We start from the raw sequence: 15,227 nt of genomic DNA, 5'->3' as shown, positions 1-15,227 counted from the left end.
TTGCATCCATCTGCCATCGCGGCGGGGTGGGAACCCCACACCCCGCCCCGCCGCGGTCCCCACGCCTCCTGGAGGAGCCATGGACCTGACACCTGCGACAAGCGGGATCTATATCGACGGGCGGTGGCGCTGGCCGGCGGACCGCGACGAGTTCGTCGTGAGCGATCCCGCCACGGGCGAGGGCCTGGCCCGTCTGGTAGACGGGACCGCCGAGGACGCCCTTGCGGCGCTCGACGCCGCTTCCGCGGCCCAACGGGAGTGGGCCGCCACCCCGGCGCGGCGCCGCGCTGAGATCCTGCGCCGCGCCTTCGAAATGATCCTCGAGCGGGGCGAACAGCTCGCCGCCACCATCACCGCGGAGATGGGCAAGTCACTGGCCGAGGCGCGGTCCGAGGTCGGCTATGGCGCGGAGTTTCTGCGGTGGTTCGCCGAGGAGGCCGTGCGCATCGGGGGGCGCACCACCCAGACCCCGGAAGGCACCGCGATGGTGCAGGTGACCCGCCGACCCGTGGGGCCCTGCTACCTCGTGACGCCCTGGAACTTCCCGCTCGCGATGATCACCCGCAAGGTCGGCCCCGCCCTGGCCGCCGGCTGCACAGTGGTGGTCAAACCGGCCGACCTGACCCCGCTGACAGCCCTGCGCGTGGTCGAGATCCTCGAGGAGTCCGGGGTCCCGGCAGGTGTGGTCAATCTGCTCACGACCACCGACCCGGCTGCGGTGAGCGGCGCGCTCCTCGCCGACCCGCGCCTGCGCAAGATGAGCTTCACCGGCTCGACCGCGGTCGGCCGGCTGCTGCTGCGCGAGGCCGCCGGGCAGGTTCTGCGCTGCTCGATGGAGCTTGGCGGCAACGCCCCGTTCGTGGTGATGGAGGGCGCCGACGTCGACGCCGCCGTCGAGGGCGCGATGGCCGCGAAGTTCCGCAACGTCGGCCAGGCGTGTACCGCCGCCAATCGCTTCCACGTCCACGACTCGCTCGCCGAGGAGTTCGCGCAGGCGCTGGCCGCGCGGGCGGCAGCGCTGCGCATCGGGCCCGGGAGCGCTGCCGGCACCGACCTCGGCCCGTTGATCTCCGAGGCCGCCGTGCAGCGCAACCTCGCGATCGTCGAGGACGCCCTCGAGCGCGGCGCGCGCCTGGTCACCGGCGGACGCCGGGTGGAGGGGCCGGGGCACTTCTTGGAACCGACGGTCCTCGCCGACGTACCGTGGGGGAGCCGGGCGCTGAGCGAGGAGATCTTCGGACCGGTGGCGCCGATCGCGCGGTTCGGCTCGGTCGAGCAGGCGATCGCCGACGCGAACGCCACCGAGTATGGCCTGGCGTCCTACGTCTACGGGCCGACCCTGGAGGCCGGCCACGCCTTCAGCCACGAGATCGAGGCGGGCATGGTCGGCGTCGACACCGGGCTGGTCTCGAACGCGGCGGCGCCCTTCGGCGGCGTGAAGAGCTCGGGGCTCGGCCGGGAGGGCGGCGTGGAGGGCATCGCGGAGTACCTCGCGACGCAGTACGCCGCCAGTCCGATCCCCGCCCTGCCGTGAGCCCGCGGGAGCGGCGCGAAGGTAACCCGAATCTCCCCAGCGCGTAACGCGACGGAAACATCGACTGAGTTCACTATTAATATACATTGATTCATGCTGAGAAACAGACGGAACGGAGTCGAGATGGAGACGCTGAAGGAGCTGGCCGAGCAGACAGACACCCGTTTCATCCTCGCGCTGTTCGTCGACCTGCGCGGCAAGCCCTGCGCGAAGCTGGTGCCGGTCGAAGCGGTTGAGGAGCTCGCCGACGACGGCGTCGGCTTCGCCGGGTACGCCGTTGGCGCGATCGGCCAGGAGCCCAAGGACCCTGACCTGATCGCGATCCCGGACGTCTCCTCGTTCACGCCGATCCCGTTCCTCAAGGAGGGCCTCGCGCTGGTCCACTGCGACCCGTACGTCGAGGGCAAGCCCTGGCCCTTCGCCCCGCGCGTCATCCTCAAGTCGGTCATCGCCCGCGCCGCCGAGATGGGGTTCCAGCCCTGGGTCGGCGCCGAGGTCGAATACTTCCTGGTCACGCGCGCCGAGGACGGCTCGATCCACACCGCCGATCCCGACGACGACGCGGCCCAGCCGTGCTACGACGCCCGCGGCGTCTTCCGGATGTACGACCACCTGACCTCCATCTCAACGGCGATGAACCAGCTCGGCTGGGGCAACTACGCCAACGACCACGAGGACGGCAACGGGCAGTTCGAGCAGAACTTCGCGTACGCCGACGCGCTCACCACCGCCGACCGCGTGGTCACACTGCGCTACCTCCTCTCGGTCCTGGCCGCGGAACGGGGGATGACAGCGACCTTCATGCCCAAGCCGTTCGCCGACCGCACCGGCAGCGGGCTGCACCTGCACCTCTCGCTTACCTCGCAGGACAACGCGGTCTTCCCGGGCGAGGACGAGGCGGGCCTGGGACTCTCCGAGACCGCCTATTCCTTCGTGGCCGGCATCCTCGACCACGCCCAGGCGCTGCAGGGCCTGATCGCGCCGACGGTGAACTCCTACAAGCGCACCGGCGCGGTCGCCACCGCCTCCGGCGCCTCGTGGGCGCCGCGGACGCCAACGTACGGCGGCAACGACCGCACCCACTACATCCGGGTCCCCGACAACCAGCGCATCGAGATGCGTGGCGGGGACGCGGCCGCCAATCCCTACCTCGCGGTCGCGGGCGCCCTCGGCGCCGGGCTCGACGGGATCGCCCGCGGCGCCCACCCCGGCCCGCTCGGCAGCGGCCCGGAGGGCGAGCTGCCGAACACGCTGCTCGAAGCGATCGACCTGATGGTCGCCGACCCGGTCGTGTGCGGCGTCCTGGACGCCGTCGGCCCGGGCGTCGCCGACTACTTCGCCGATCTCAAGCGCGCCGAGTTCCGCGAGTACCACGCCGCGGTGAGCGCGTGGGAGATCGACCGCTACCTCACCGCCTTCTGAGCCTCGACCCTCCTGACCCGCCGACCTGACCGAGAGGAACCGACCATCATGTGTGGAATCGTCGGGTTGCACCTGCGCAACCCCGAGCTCCACCCCCGACTGGGGGAGCTGCTGACCGCCATGCTCTGCGAGATGCAGGACCGCGGCGCGGACTCGGCCGGCGTCGCCGTCTACGGCGACCCGACCTGGACCCCGCCCGGTCACGGTGCCGTCTCGCTGCTCGAGCTGGACCTGCCCGCTGACACCGTCGCCGCCGGCCTCGCCACGACACTGGGGAGCCCGGTCGAGGCCCGAGTGCTCGATGCGACGCTGGTCGTCACCGCGCCGGTGTCTGCCGAGGAGCTGCTCGCTGCGGCCCGGGCGACGTACCCGGACGCCCTCGTAGCCGGCTTCGGCACCGATCTCGCCGTGCTCAAGGGCGTCGGCGCCCCGCGCGACCTTGCCGCGTCGTGGGGCCTCGCGCACGCCCAGGGCTGGCAGGGCGTGGGCCACACCCGGATGGCGACGGAGTCTGCGGTCGACCCGTCCGGCGCTCACCCCTACGCGGTGGGCCCCGACCAGTGCCTGGTCCACAACGGCTCCTTCTCCAACCACGCCACCATCCGGCGCAAGCTGCGCGCCGCAGGTGTCGAGTTCGACAGCGAGAACGACACCGAGGTGGGAGCCCGCTTCGTGGCGAAGGCCCTCGCGGACGGCAAGGACGTCGAGGTGGCGCTCAAGGAGCTGTGCGCGACCTTCGACGGCTTCTACACGCTGCTGGTCTCCAACCGCGACTCCTTCGCGGTGGTGCGCGACGCGATCGCCTGCAAACCGGCGGTCATCGCCGAGACCGACGACTGGGTGGCGATGGCCAGCGAGTACCGCGCGCTGGCCGGCCTGCCCGGTGTGGAGAACGCCCGAATCTGGGAGCCCGAGCCCGAGGTGGTGTACGCATGGACCCGCTGAACCTCCGCCGCTACGACCTGGCGACGATCCCGCTGCGCGAGGTGAACACGGCGCTGCATGCCGCCGACCTCGCCGGCGAGATCACCATCGACAACCCCGCCGGCGCGCACAGCGTGGCCGTCGGCCTGGACGCCCCCGTCCGGGTGAGCATCAACGGACACGTCGGCTACTACGCGGCCGGCATGAACCAGCAGGCCGAGGTGACCATCGACGGCAACGCTGGCACCGGGGTCGCCGAGAACATGATGAGCGGCACCGTCGTCGTACGTGGCAACGCCTCGCAGTCCGCAGGTGCCACCGCCCACGGCGGCCTGCTCGTCATCGAGGGCGACGCCGCGGCCCGCTGCGGCATCTCCATGAAGGGCGTGGACATCGTGGTGGGCGGCAACGTCGGCCACAGCTCGGCATTCATGGCGCAGGCCGGCCGGCTCGTCATCCGCGGTGACGCGGGCGAGGGCCTGGGCGACTCTATCTACGAGACGCGGATCTACGTGCGCGGCCAGATCGCCTCCCTTGGCGCCGACTGCGTCGCCAAGGAGATGCGCGCGGAGCACCTCGAGGAGCTGACCGGGCTGCTCAAGGTGGCCGGCTTCGAGGACGACGACCCGGCGACGTACACGCGCTATGGATCCGCGCGCACGCTCTACCACTTCACCGCCGCCAACAAGTACTGACAGGAGGCACCATCGTGACCAGCCAGACGGAATCCACCCAGACCGCATCGACCCAGTGGGGCCTGCGCGAGTCGGCAACGTTCGACCGCACCACCATCGCGGCGATCCAGCGTGCCGCCGAGACCGGCATCTACGACATCCGCGGCTGGGGTGCCAAGCGCCCGCTCCCGCACTTCGACGACCTGCTCTTCCTGGGTGCGTCCATGTCGCGCTACCCGCTCGAGGGCTACCGCGAGAAGTGCGGCACCGACGTCGTCCTGGGCGACCGCTTCGCCAAGTTCCCGCTGCACCTGGCGACCCCGGTGACGATCGCGGGCATGTCCTTCGGAGCGTTGAGCGGACGGGCCAAGGAGGCCCTGGGGCGCGGCGCGTCCGAGGTCGGTACGTCGACCACGACCGGCGACGGCGGCATGACCCCCGAGGAGCGCGGCCAGTCCAAGCACCTCGTCTACCAGTACCTGCCCAGCCGCTACGGCATGAACCCCGACGACCTGCGCAAGGCCGACGCGATTGAGGTCGTACTCGGCCAGGGCGCCAAGCCCGGCGGAGGCGGGATGCTGCTGGGACAGAAGATCTCCGAGCGGGTCGCCGGCATGCGTACCCTGCCGCAGGGCATCGACCAGCGCTCGGCCTCGCGCCACCCCGACTGGACCGGGCCCGACGACCTCGCCATCAAGATCAACGAGCTGCGCGAGATCACCGACGGCGAGAAGCCGATCTACGTCAAGGTGGGCGCCACCCGCACCTATTACGACGTGAAGTTGGCCTGCCACTCCGGCGCCGACGTGGTCGTGGTCGACGGCATGCAGGGCGGGACCGCGGCCACGCAGGAGGTCTTCATCGAGCACGTCGGGATCCCCACCCTGGCCGCGATCCCGCAGGCCGTGCAGGCGCTGCAGGAGCTGGATCTGCATCGCAAGGTCCAGCTCATCGTCTCCGGCGGCATCCGCAACGGCGCCGATGTGGCCAAGGCCATGGCGCTGGGTACCGACGCGGTCGCGATCGGCTCGGCGGCGCTCATCGCCCTGGGCGACAACGACCCGAGGTATGCCGCGGACTACGAGGCGATCGGCTCGGCAGCCGGCTTCTACGACGACTTCCAGGACGGGCGCGACCCGGCCGGGATCACCACCCAGGACCCGGAGCTGGCCGCGCGCTTCGACCCGGTCGAGGGTGGGCGTCGACTCGCCAACTTCCTGCGGGTGCTGACCATGGAGGCGCAGACCATCGCCCGTGCGTGCGGCAAGGCGCACCTGCAGCACCTCGAGCCCGAGGACCTCGTCGCGATCAGCATCGAGGCGGCCGCCATGGCCCGGATCCCGCTCGCCGGCACGTCATGGATACCCGGCCAGACGCCGGCGTGACCTCGCCATCCCCGGTGGTCGAGGAGGTCGCGCGGCGACCCTTACGAGACCTCACCACCCCGATCGACGTCGCGGACGTGCCCCCGGCCCCGTGGAAGAACGGGGCCGGGAGCACCCGCGAGCTCGCCACCGGCCCCGGCTGGCGGCTGAGCCTTGCCGACCTCGTGGCTCAGGCGCCCTTCTCGTTCTTCCCCGGCCAGGACCGGATCCATCTCCCGCTCGAGGGCGGCTACACCCTTGTCATCGACGACGTGGAGCATCCGGCCCGCGCCCTCGAGCCGATCGCCTTCCCCGGCGAGGCCGCGGTGGTCCTGCGATCCCTGGACCGACCGACCACCGCGCTGAACCTGATGACCCGCCGCGACCAGTGCCGCGGCGCCCTGGTCGTCGACGGCACCACCGTCGCGGTCCACATCCACGAACGCACCAAGGAGAACCAGCCATGAGCGGCAACCGAGTCGTCATCGTCGGCGGCGGGCTGATCGGGCTTTCGATCGCTCGCGCCCTTACCGAGCGGGGCGTCAGCGACGTCCTCGTGCTCGAGCGCCACAGCCTCGCCAGCGGCGGCACCGGCAAGTCCAGCGGCATCGTGCGCGCCCACTACGGCGTGCCGTCGATCGCCGCGATGGCGTGGCGCAGCCTGTCGCTGATCGAGAAGCTCGGCGAGGCGGTCGGCTTCCGCCAGGTCGGCTACACCGTCATCGTCGGCGAGGAGAACGACGCGCCGCTGCGCGCCAACATCGCCGCCCACCAGGCGCTGGGTATCGAGGCTGAGATGCTCGACCTCGACGAACTCGCCACGCTGTGGCCGATGATGAACCTCGAGGACGTCACCGCGGCCGCGATCGAGCGACGCGGCGGGTACGCCGACGCCTCCCAGCTCGCGCTGCAGTTCGGCCAGGTCGCCCGCGAGAAGGGGGCGAAGGTCCGCCAGAACACCCCGGTCGCACGGATCGTGACCGAGGGCGAGAAGGTCACCGGCGTCGGGCTGGACTCCGGCGAGGTCATCGAGGCCGACACCGTGATCGTGGCGGCGGGCTGGTGGTCGGCCAAGCTGCTCGCCGACCTCGGCATCGACTTCCCCATCGAGGGCTACCGATCGGAGCTGCTCATCGTCGACGCCGGTGTCCCGCTGGCCGACCTGCCGGTGGTCTCGGACCTGGTGAGCCTGCAGTACTGCCGGATCGAGGGCTCGGGCCAGTTCCTGGTCGGCAACAGCGACCACGGCGATCACGAGCACCGCTACGTCGACCCCGACAACTACTCCAACATCGCCAGCGAGGCGGGCATCGAGAAGTACGCCGAGAAGGTGATGCACCGCTTCCCGGGCTTCCCCGACCCCTCGGTCACCCACACCTATGCAGGTGTCTACGACGTGCCGCCGGACTGGAACCCGGTGATCGCGCCGGTCGGCCCCGAGGGGCTGGTGCTGTGTGCGGGCTTCGCCGGTCACGGCTTCAAGATCAGCCCGGCGGTGGGCGACCTGGTGGCGGACCTAGTGCTCGAGGGCGACAGCACCGATCCCGACGTGCCGGCGCGTGACTTCCGCTTCGAGCGCTTCGCGGAGGGGGATCTGCTGCGCAGCCCGCACCCGTACGTCGGCGCGGGGGAGATGCGGTGACGCGCCCGTCCGGCGGGGACACCGTCGCCGGCCTGCTCGCCGAGATCGACGATCTCGGGCGCGACCCGGTGCGCGGGGGCTGGTCCCGGCCGGTGCTCTCCGACGCCGAGCTCGGCCTGCGCGAGTGGTTCGTCGCGCACGCGACCAAGCGAGGGCTTGACGTCGAGACCGACCGCAACGGCGTGATCTGGGCCTGGCACGCACCCGACGGTTCCTACCAGGACGCCGTGGTCACCGGCTCCCACCTCGACTCCGTCCCGGGAGGCGGCGCGTACGACGGGCCGCTCGGTGTCGCCTCGGCGCTGGTCGCCTTCGACCAGCTGGCGGCCGCCGGTGTGGCCGGGCGGCCGCGGGCGATCGCGGTCTTCCCCGAGGAGGAGGGCTCCCGGTTCGGGGTGGCGTGCCTGGGCTCGCGGCTGCTGACCGGCGCGATCGCCCCCGACCGAGCCCTGGCCCTCACCGACCCCGACGGGCGCACCTTCGCCGGGGTGCTCGCGGCGTCCGGTGCGGCGCCCGAGCAGATCGGCCCCGACCCGTGGGCCCTGGGTCGGATGGGCGCGTTCGTGGAGCTGCACGTGGAGCAGGGCCGCGGCCTGATCGACCTCGGTCGACCGGTGGCGGTCGGCTCCTCGATCCTGGGCCACGGCCGCTGGCGGGTCACGATCGACGGCGCCGGAAACCATGCGGGCACCACCGTGATGGAGGATCGGCACGACCCGATGGTGGCGGCCGGCGCGCTCGTCGTGGCGGTGCAGGCGATCGCCCGGGCCGTGCCTGGCGCCCGCGCCACCGTGGGCCGCCTGGTGCCGACACCGGGCGGCACCAACGTGATCGCCTCGCGGATCGATCTGTGGCTCGACGTACGCCATCGTGACGACGCGACGACCCTCGGTCTGGTCGAGGAGGTCCGGATGGCCGCCGACCGGGCCGCGGCCGAGCAGGGATGCCGGGCAACGGTGCGCGAGGAGTCCTTCAGCGCGACCGTCGACTTCGACGCCGCGCTGCGCGACGAGCTCTGCGGGGTCTTGCCGGACGCCCCCGTGCTCGCCACCGGCGCCGGCCACGACGCGGGCGTGCTCAAGGAGCACGTGCCCACCGCGATGCTCTTCGTGCGCAACCCGACGGGGGTCTCGCACGCCCCGGACGAGGTTGTCGAGGACGCCGACGCCGAGGAGGGTGCCGACGCCCTGGCGGCGACGCTCCAGCACCTGATCACCCACCGCGAGCCCGCGATTTAGGGTGTGCCTCGTGAGTGGCGAGCACGACGACCTGATCCGAAACACCGCGGGCATCGCTCGCAATCGCGACCCCGCGGCGGCGGCCGAGGAGTTCGCGCTGGAGAACGCGATCGGGTCGAACGTGCGCGCGCTGCGCCAGCGCTACGACCTCTCGGTCACCGAGCTCGCCGAGCGGATCGGCATCTCCAAGGCGATGCTCTCGAAGATCGAGAACGCCCAGACCTCCTGCAGCCTGGGGATGCTGGCGCGACTCGCGGCCGGGCTCGACGTGCCCGTGGCGGCGCTGATCCGCGGCGCGGACGGCGAGCGGGAGGCGTCGTACACGAAGTCCGGCCAGGGTGCCGAGATCACTCGGACCGGCACCAAGCAGGGCCACGCCTATGAGCTGCTCGGTGCGCTGCGCGGCGAGCACAAGCGACTCGAGTGTCTGATGGTCACCCTGGAGGAGGACAGCGAGGTCTATCCGCTCTTCCAACACCCCGGAACCGAGTTCCTGCACATGCTCGCGGGCGTCATGGACTACGGCCACGGACGCTCGGTCTATCGCATGGAACCCGGCGACTCGCTCACGCTCGACGGAGAGGGTCCGCACGGGCCCACCCGGCTCGTGCAGCTCCCGGTGCGGTTCCTGTCGATCATCGCCTTCCCCGACGGCACCTGAGCACCGACCGCTCGCTGGCGACGGCGATCAGGCCCGCGGCTGCGCGGCGGGGTGGTCGGTCTGGTTGGTCTGGAGGGTCGGGGCGTGCTGGGCCGCCTCGGTGGCGGCCCAGGTCGCGAGGAGCTTGAGGTCGTCGGCCGAGGGGCTGGCCGGCTCGGCGGTGTACGCCGTGAGGACCAGACCGGGCGCGGCCACGAACTCCATGGAGTCGTAGGCGAGCTAGAGCTGCCGCACCACGGGGTGGTTGAACGTCTTGACGCCGCCCTTGTGGGCACGGACATCGTGGGCGCCCCACCGGGATCGGAAGGGCTCGCTGCGGGTCGCCAGCTCGCCGATCAGCTCGGTGAGCACGGGGTCGTGCGGATTACGGCGGGCCTCGGTTCGCAGCAGGGCGACGGCGACGGCCAGGGCGCCGTCGTAGTCGGGGTAGTAGTGCCTGTGATCGTTTGCGGGCGTCCGAACGGCGGTGCGAGAGGGCTCGGATTCGGCACGCTTTGCTTCGCAAGGGCCGTAGCGCCCTCCCAGCGCCTGCCGAGCCACGGGCTGGTATTCCCGCAGGTCGAGACGGTTATTGGCCCGATGAGCGCAGGCCCCCGCAAATGTTCGCATCTACGCTCAGCGTCATGTACGTCTTCCTGTTGACGCACCACGTGGAGTGCGTCGCACTGCTGGTCCCGGTCGCCGGGTGCGTGACGATCACGGTGGGGGAGAGTTGAGCCATGCCGGAGGACTTCGTCATCGCCCACAACGCCGAACCTGGAACGACGCTGCCCTATCTCCTGCGGATCCCCCTCGGCGACGGGATCATCCTCAAGACCAAGGAGGCCTGGCCGCGCACCGGGAAGGTCTACTGCCACCGCGTTGAGGAGTGGCCGGACGACGTCGATGTCACCGAACGCGTGCCGGTGAGATCCTGCGTACGGCGGGGAGCCGCGATCGACCTCGTCCTCAACCGTGGTCGGGAGAACCGATCCCAGTTCGTCATCACGAACGCGCGTGGCCGACAGATGATCTTCTGGCAGACCGCCCGCACCTCCAAGCAGGCACGTCCAGCGGTGACGCTGCCCGGCTCCCGCCCCAGCGGAGTCGCCGATCTGGAGATCGCCGTCGACATCCGCGAGCGCTATCCCTTCACCTTTGCCGACCGGCAGGCGACGACGCGGCGCGCGCCGCTCAAGGTCGGTGACTACGGACTTGTCGTCGACGGGACGCTGCAAGCGAGCGTGGAGCGCAAGTCGCTGGCCGATCTGGTCGGTTCGCTGACGACGGGCAAGCTGAAGTTCCAGCTCACCGAGCTCGCCACGATCCCGCGCGCCGCGGTGGTCGTCGAGGATCGCTACTCGCAGATCTTCAAGCTCGACCGGGTCCGGCCGAGCGTCGTCGCCGACGGGATCGCCGAGTGTCAGGTGCGGTTCCCGACGGTGCCGATCGTGTTCTGCGAGACCCGCAAGCTCGCCCAGGAGTGGACCTTCCGATTCCTGGCGGCCGCCCGGGTCGCGTTGTCCGAGGAGCTGATCGGCGAGCTCGCCGTACGTGGTCTCGAGGCGGCGCCACCGACGCCTGCCGAGGTACGGCGCTGGGCGGCGGGGGCCGACATCGCCGTCTCGGACCGTGGGCGGATTCCCGCGTCGGTCATGGACAAGTACCTCGCGGCTCGTGCCCGCGGAGAGGTCTGAGCCCGGCGAAGATCTCACAGCGAGCTCACAAACTTCGCCGAACCGGCGGTATCTGCCTGGGCAAAGGCGCGTCCTCGACCGTTGAAGGATTCCCGATTGGAAGGCGCTAGCCATGCCCGTCAGCTCATTCAAACGTCATCTCAACTTCTCCAACGTCGCCGCCGCCACCGCGCTGGTGGTGGCCGTCGGCGGCGGTGGCGCCGCCGTCGCCGCCACCGTCGCGCACAACTCCGTGGGCTCCCCGCAGATCAAGAACGGCCAGGTCAAGCTCGTCGACCTGGGCGCCAACTCGGTCAACGGGGCCAAGGTCGTCAACGGGTCGCTGTCGGCCAAGGAGCTGACCGCCAAGGCACTGAAGTCGCTGCGCGCCCAGGTCGCCGAGGGACCGGTCAAGACCGGCAGCCTGACCGGCAGCTACGCGGCGGGTCCCACGCTCACCTACACCGCGCCCGCGGACGGGGTGATCAAGGTCAGCGCCTCGCTGGACTTCGCCGCGCACAAGGCCAGCACCTACATCGGCGCCAAGCTCACCCAGGACGGCACCCAGGTCCGGTTCAGCTGGATGGACCCCGGCGACGTGGACACCTGGTACGACCAGAGCCAGTCGATCACCGGCGTCATCCCGGTCACCGCCGGCACCCACACCTACACCCTGAGCATGTACGAGTACGGACCGACCACCTCGGCCGAGTACGCCGGCTACAGCGACGCCCAGGTCGTGGTCGAGTGGTTCCCCAGCGGCAGCGCGCCGTACAGCTCCCGCCCGATCGCCCCGCGGGTGAGGGCACAGCAGTAGCCCGGTGGCGAGGAGCCGGGAGACGCGTTCGGGCGCGCCCAGGTCGAAATGACCCTCGACATCATGTATCTTGATATCGAGAGACATTGCGGGGCCATCCTGCCGTTCAAGTTAGGTGAACCTTGGTTTTCCGGGGCTCACCGGTGGCGGCAGGATGGTTCCGAGACCGCACGTCGGGGCGCGAGCAAGGAGATGAACGCGTTGGCCAGTCAGGACAGCTTCGGTGCGAAGAGCACCTTGGACGTGGAGGGCACGTCCTATGAGATCTACCGCCTCGATGCGGTCACCGGCGAGGGGCTCGACGTCGCGTCGCTGCCCTACAGCCTGAAGGTGCTGCTCGAGAACCTGCTCCGCACCGAGGACGGTGCGGACATCACTGCCGACGACATCAAGGCGCTGGCCGGATGGGACGAGACCGCCCAGCCGGAGAAGGAGATCCAGTTCACCCCGGCCCGGGTGGTGATGCAGGACTTCACCGGTGTGCCGTGCATCGTCGACCTGGCCACCATGCGCGAGGCGGTGGCCGAGCTCGGCGGCGACGCCACCAAGGTGAACCCGCTGGCGCCGGCCGAACTGGTCATCGACCACTCGGTCATCGCCGACGTCTTCGGCACCCCCGAGGCGTTCGAGCGCAACGTCGAGATCGAGTACGAGCGCAACCGGGAGCGCTACCAGTTCCTGCGCTGGGGGCAGGGCGCCTTCGACGACTTCAAGGTCGTCCCGCCGGGCACCGGCATCGTGCACCAGGTCAACATCGAGCACCTGGCGCGCACCGTGTTCACCCGCGAGACCGTGTCGGACTCCGGAGCGAGCGTCCTCCAGGCCTACCCCGACACCCTGGTCGGCACCGACTCGCACACCACCATGGTCAACGGTCTGGGCGTGGTGGGCTGGGGAGTGGGCGGCATCGAGGCCGAGGCGGCGCTGCTGAACCAGCCGGTCTCCATGCTCATCCCGCGGGTGGTCGGCTTCAAGCTGTACGGCGACCTGCCCGAGGGCTCCACCGCCACCGACCTGGTGCTCACCGTCACCGAGATGCTGCGCAAGCACGGCGTGGTCGGCAAGTTCGTCGAGTTCTACGGCGCCGGGGTCTCCGCGCTGCCGCTGGCCAACCGCGCCACCATCGGCAACATGAGCCCGGAGTTCGGCTCCACCATCGCGGTCTTCCCGATCGACGAGGAGACGGTCAACTACCTGCGCCTGACCGGGCGCAGCGAGGAGCAGCTCAAGCTGGTCGAGGCCTACGCCAGAGCCCAGGGCCTGTGGCACGACCCGGACGCCGAGCCCCGCTACTCCGAGCGGCTCGAGCTGGACCTGGCCACCGTGGTGCCCTCGATCGCCGGGCCGAAGCGCCCGCAGGACCGCATCGAGGTCACCGACGCCAAGTCGGCCTGGCGCAGCTCGGTGCGCGACTACGTCACCAACGGCGGCGCGGACGAGGCCGGCGAGGAGTCCTTCCCGGCCTCCGACGCTCCGGCGACCACGCCGGGCCGTCCCAGCAACCCGGTCGAGGTGACCCTCGAGGACGGCACCAGCTTCACCCTCGACCATGGTGCGGTCGCGATCGCCGCGATCACCTCGTGCACCAACACCTCCAACCCCTCGGTGATGATCGGGGCGGCGCTGCTGGCCAAGAACGCGGTGGAGAAGGGCCTGCAGCGCAAGCCGTGGGTCAAGACGACGCTCGCCCCCGGGTCGCAGGTGGTCTCCGGCTACTACGAGAAGGCCGGGCTGACGCCGTACCTGGACAAGCTCGGCTTCAACCTGGTCGGGTACGGCTGCACCACCTGCATCGGCAACTCCGGTCCGCTCATCCCGGAGGTCTCCGCGGCGGTGCAGTCGCACGACCTGGCGGTGGTCTCGGTGCTCTCCGGCAACCGCAACTTCGAGGGTCGGATCAACCCGGACGTGAAGATGAACTACCTGGCCTCGCCGCCGCTGGTGGTTGCCTACGCGCTGGCCGGGTCGATGGACGTCGACATCTTCAACGAGCCGCTCGGCACCGACACCGAGGGCGAGGCGGTCTACCTCCGGGACATCTGGCCGAGTCCGGCCGAGGTCGAGGCGACGATCACCGAGGCGATCTCCACCGACATGTTCACCGAGGACTACGCCGACGTCTTCGCCGGCGACGAGCGCTGGCAGTCGCTGCCGACGCCGGACGGCGACACCTTCGCCTGGGAGGACACCTCCACCTACGTGCGCAAGGCGCCGTACTTCGACGGCATGCCGCTGACCCCGGCACCGGTCACCGACATCGACGGTGCCCGGGTGCTGCTCAAGCTCGGCGACTCGGTCACCACCGACCACATCAGCCCGGCCGGCGCCATCAAGAAGGACAGCCCGGCCGGCCTCTACCTCACCGAGCACGGCGTGGAGCAGCGCGACTTCAACTCCTACGGCTCGCGGCGAGGCAACCACGAGGTGATGATCCGGGGCACGTTCGCCAACATCCGGCTGCGCAACCAGATCGCTCCCGGCACCGAGGGCGGCTTCACCCGCGACTTCACCGCGGCCGAGGACGCGGCCGACGCACCGGTCAGCACGGTGTACGACGCCTCGGTGAACTACCAGGCCGCCGGCATCCCGCTGGTGGTGCTGGCCGGCAAGGAGTACGGCTCGGGGTCGTCGCGCGACTGGGCGGCCAAGGGCACCTCGCTGCTCGGGGTGAAGGCGGTCATCGCGGAGTCCTATGAGCGCATCCACCGCTCGAACCTGATCGGCATGGGCGTCATCCCGCTGCAGTTCCCGGCCGGCCAGAGCGCCGACTCGCTGGGCCTGAGCGGGGAGGAGACGTTCGCGATCTCCGGGATCACCGCGCTCAACGACGGCACCACGCCCAAGACGGTGCACGTGACCGCCACCGGCGGCGCGTCACCGGTCGAGTTCGACGCGGTGGTCCGCATCGACACCCCGGGCGAGGCGAACTACTACCGCAACGGCGGGATCATGCAGTACGTGCTGCGCAACCTGCTCAAGGGCTGAGCCCGGCCGGTTCAGCACGACGCGTCCGATGGCGCCCCGGCCACCCGGCCGGGGCGCCATCGCCATCCGCGGGGTCTACGCCGGGTGCCGGCGGCGCCCGATCACCCAGTAGGCGACGGACCCGCCGGTGTTGGCCGAGCCGATCATCCGCCACAGCCACTTCGGCCCGCGGACCTGCTCCGGGCTGCGCTGCTGGAGGTCACGCAGGGTGAGGGCCGCGACGACCGCCTGGACGATCACGGCGGCGACGACGATGCGGGTCCGCTGAACGTGGGAGAGCGCCATGTCGCCATCGTGCCAGTGCCGTCGAG

Annotated in this window: 15 protein-coding genes; 12 read left to right on the top strand and 3 right to left on the bottom strand. The window is 70.7% G+C overall.

Annotation, left to right across the window (positions count from 1 at the left end):
* The first annotated feature begins 79 nt into the window (after window positions 1-79).
* From QM638_RS02615 to QM638_RS02575, 9 genes are all read left to right on the top strand, one after another.
* A complete protein-coding gene (locus QM638_RS02615) occupies window positions 80-1,534 on the top strand; it encodes an NAD-dependent succinate-semialdehyde dehydrogenase (protein WP_415140378.1) in 1,455 nt (484 codons plus the stop codon).
* Window positions 1,535-1,657: 123 nt separating this feature from the next.
* Window positions 1,658-2,956 carry a type III glutamate--ammonia ligase gene (gene glnT / locus QM638_RS02610; protein WP_415140377.1) on the top strand — a complete coding sequence of 433 codons (1,299 nt, stop codon included), beginning with the start codon at window positions 1,658-1,660 and terminating at the stop codon, window positions 2,954-2,956.
* Between the two features lie 48 nt (window positions 2,957-3,004).
* Window positions 3,005-3,901, top strand: a complete 897-nt coding sequence (locus QM638_RS02605) for a hypothetical protein (protein ID WP_415140376.1) — start codon at window positions 3,005-3,007, stop codon at window positions 3,899-3,901.
* Complete coding sequence (locus QM638_RS02600) at window positions 3,889-4,575, top strand: hypothetical protein (protein ID WP_415140375.1); 687 nt, start codon at window positions 3,889-3,891, stop codon at window positions 4,573-4,575. The genes QM638_RS02605 and QM638_RS02600 overlap by 13 nt, the downstream gene beginning before the upstream one ends.
* A 14-nt stretch (window positions 4,576-4,589) precedes the next feature.
* Window positions 4,590-5,939 (top strand): FMN-binding glutamate synthase family protein, encoded by a 1,350-nt coding sequence (locus tag QM638_RS02595; protein ID WP_415140374.1) that lies wholly within the window; start codon window positions 4,590-4,592, stop codon window positions 5,937-5,939.
* Entirely contained in the window at window positions 5,936-6,385 is a 450-nt protein-coding gene (locus QM638_RS02590; protein WP_415140373.1) for a HutD family protein, read from the top strand. Before QM638_RS02595 ends, QM638_RS02590 begins: the two co-directional genes overlap by 4 nt.
* A complete protein-coding gene (locus QM638_RS02585; protein WP_415140372.1) occupies window positions 6,382-7,560 on the top strand; it encodes an NAD(P)/FAD-dependent oxidoreductase in 1,179 nt (392 codons plus the stop codon). Before QM638_RS02590 ends, QM638_RS02585 begins: the two co-directional genes overlap by 4 nt.
* Window positions 7,557-8,798: an allantoate amidohydrolase gene (locus tag QM638_RS02580; RefSeq protein ID WP_415140371.1), complete on the top strand. Its 1,242-nt coding sequence runs from the start codon at window positions 7,557-7,559 to the stop codon at window positions 8,796-8,798. Before QM638_RS02585 ends, QM638_RS02580 begins: the two co-directional genes overlap by 4 nt.
* Before the next feature lie 10 nt (window positions 8,799-8,808).
* Complete coding sequence (locus QM638_RS02575) at window positions 8,809-9,459, top strand: helix-turn-helix domain-containing protein (RefSeq protein ID WP_415140370.1); 651 nt, start codon at window positions 8,809-8,811, stop codon at window positions 9,457-9,459.
* A gap of 27 nt (window positions 9,460-9,486) precedes the next feature.
* On the opposite strand, the gene QM638_RS02570 is transcribed toward QM638_RS02575, so the two are convergent.
* The gene (locus tag QM638_RS02570; RefSeq protein ID WP_415140369.1) at window positions 9,487-9,663 is read right to left on the bottom strand and encodes a hypothetical protein; all 177 of its coding nucleotides are present in this window, start codon (window positions 9,661-9,663) and stop codon (window positions 9,487-9,489) included.
* A 15-nt stretch (window positions 9,664-9,678) separates the two neighbouring features.
* The gene (locus tag QM638_RS02565; protein ID WP_415140368.1) at window positions 9,679-10,068 is read right to left on the bottom strand and encodes a hypothetical protein; all 390 of its coding nucleotides are present in this window, start codon (window positions 10,066-10,068) and stop codon (window positions 9,679-9,681) included.
* Between the two features lie 110 nt (window positions 10,069-10,178).
* Here QM638_RS02565 and QM638_RS02560 point away from each other — a divergent pair, with 110 nt between their 5' ends.
* The 3 genes from QM638_RS02560 (at window position 10,179) to acnA (ending at window position 14,916) form a co-directional block, all read left to right on the top strand.
* A complete protein-coding gene (locus QM638_RS02560; RefSeq protein WP_415140367.1) occupies window positions 10,179-11,135 on the top strand; it encodes a histone-like nucleoid-structuring protein Lsr2 in 957 nt (318 codons plus the stop codon).
* 112 nt (window positions 11,136-11,247) lie between these two features.
* Entirely contained in the window at window positions 11,248-11,931 is a 684-nt protein-coding gene (locus QM638_RS02555; RefSeq protein WP_415140366.1) for a hypothetical protein, read from the top strand.
* Window positions 11,932-12,123: 192 nt separating this feature from the next.
* Complete coding sequence (gene acnA, locus QM638_RS02550; RefSeq protein WP_415140365.1) at window positions 12,124-14,916, top strand: aconitate hydratase AcnA; 2,793 nt, start codon at window positions 12,124-12,126, stop codon at window positions 14,914-14,916.
* Window positions 14,917-14,991: 75 nt separating this feature from the next.
* On the opposite strand, the gene QM638_RS02545 is transcribed toward acnA, so the two are convergent.
* Window positions 14,992-15,201, bottom strand: a complete 210-nt coding sequence (locus tag QM638_RS02545) for a hypothetical protein (RefSeq protein WP_415140364.1) — start codon at window positions 15,199-15,201, stop codon at window positions 14,992-14,994.
* Between the last annotated feature and the right edge of the window lie 26 nt (window positions 15,202-15,227).

This window comes from Nocardioides sp. (genome assembly GCF_047606145.1).
In the GTDB taxonomy this organism is placed as follows: domain Bacteria; phylum Actinomycetota; class Actinomycetes; order Propionibacteriales; family Nocardioidaceae; genus Nocardioides.
The sequence above is the reverse complement of the archived record's forward strand: the minus strand, read 5'-3'. Positions and strand labels throughout refer to the sequence as shown.

What these genes read in the sequence shown, in the direction of transcription:
- QM638_RS02615 (WP_415140378.1), top strand. Translation starts at nt 80, where the DNA reads ATGGACCTGACACCTGCGACAAGCGGGATCTATATCGACGGGCGGTGG.
- glnT (WP_415140377.1), top strand. Translation starts at nt 1,658, where the DNA reads ATGGAGACGCTGAAGGAGCTGGCCGAGCAGACAGACACCCGTTTCATC.
- QM638_RS02605 (WP_415140376.1), top strand. Translation starts at nt 3,005, where the DNA reads ATGTGTGGAATCGTCGGGTTGCACCTGCGCAACCCCGAGCTCCACCCC.
- QM638_RS02600 (WP_415140375.1), top strand. Translation starts at nt 3,889, where the DNA reads ATGGACCCGCTGAACCTCCGCCGCTACGACCTGGCGACGATCCCGCTG.
- QM638_RS02585 (WP_415140372.1), top strand. Translation starts at nt 6,382, where the DNA reads ATGAGCGGCAACCGAGTCGTCATCGTCGGCGGCGGGCTGATCGGGCTT.
- QM638_RS02570 (WP_415140369.1), bottom strand. Translation starts at nt 9,663, where the DNA reads ATGGAGTTCGTGGCCGCGCCCGGTCTGGTCCTCACGGCGTACACCGCC.
- QM638_RS02565 (WP_415140368.1), bottom strand. Translation starts at nt 10,068, where the DNA reads ATGCGAACATTTGCGGGGGCCTGCGCTCATCGGGCCAATAACCGTCTC.
- QM638_RS02560 (WP_415140367.1), top strand. Translation starts at nt 10,179, where the DNA reads ATGCCGGAGGACTTCGTCATCGCCCACAACGCCGAACCTGGAACGACG.
- QM638_RS02555 (WP_415140366.1), top strand. Translation starts at nt 11,248, where the DNA reads ATGCCCGTCAGCTCATTCAAACGTCATCTCAACTTCTCCAACGTCGCC.
- acnA (WP_415140365.1), top strand. Translation starts at nt 12,124, where the DNA reads ATGAACGCGTTGGCCAGTCAGGACAGCTTCGGTGCGAAGAGCACCTTG.
- QM638_RS02545 (WP_415140364.1), bottom strand. Translation starts at nt 15,201, where the DNA reads ATGGCGCTCTCCCACGTTCAGCGGACCCGCATCGTCGTCGCCGCCGTG.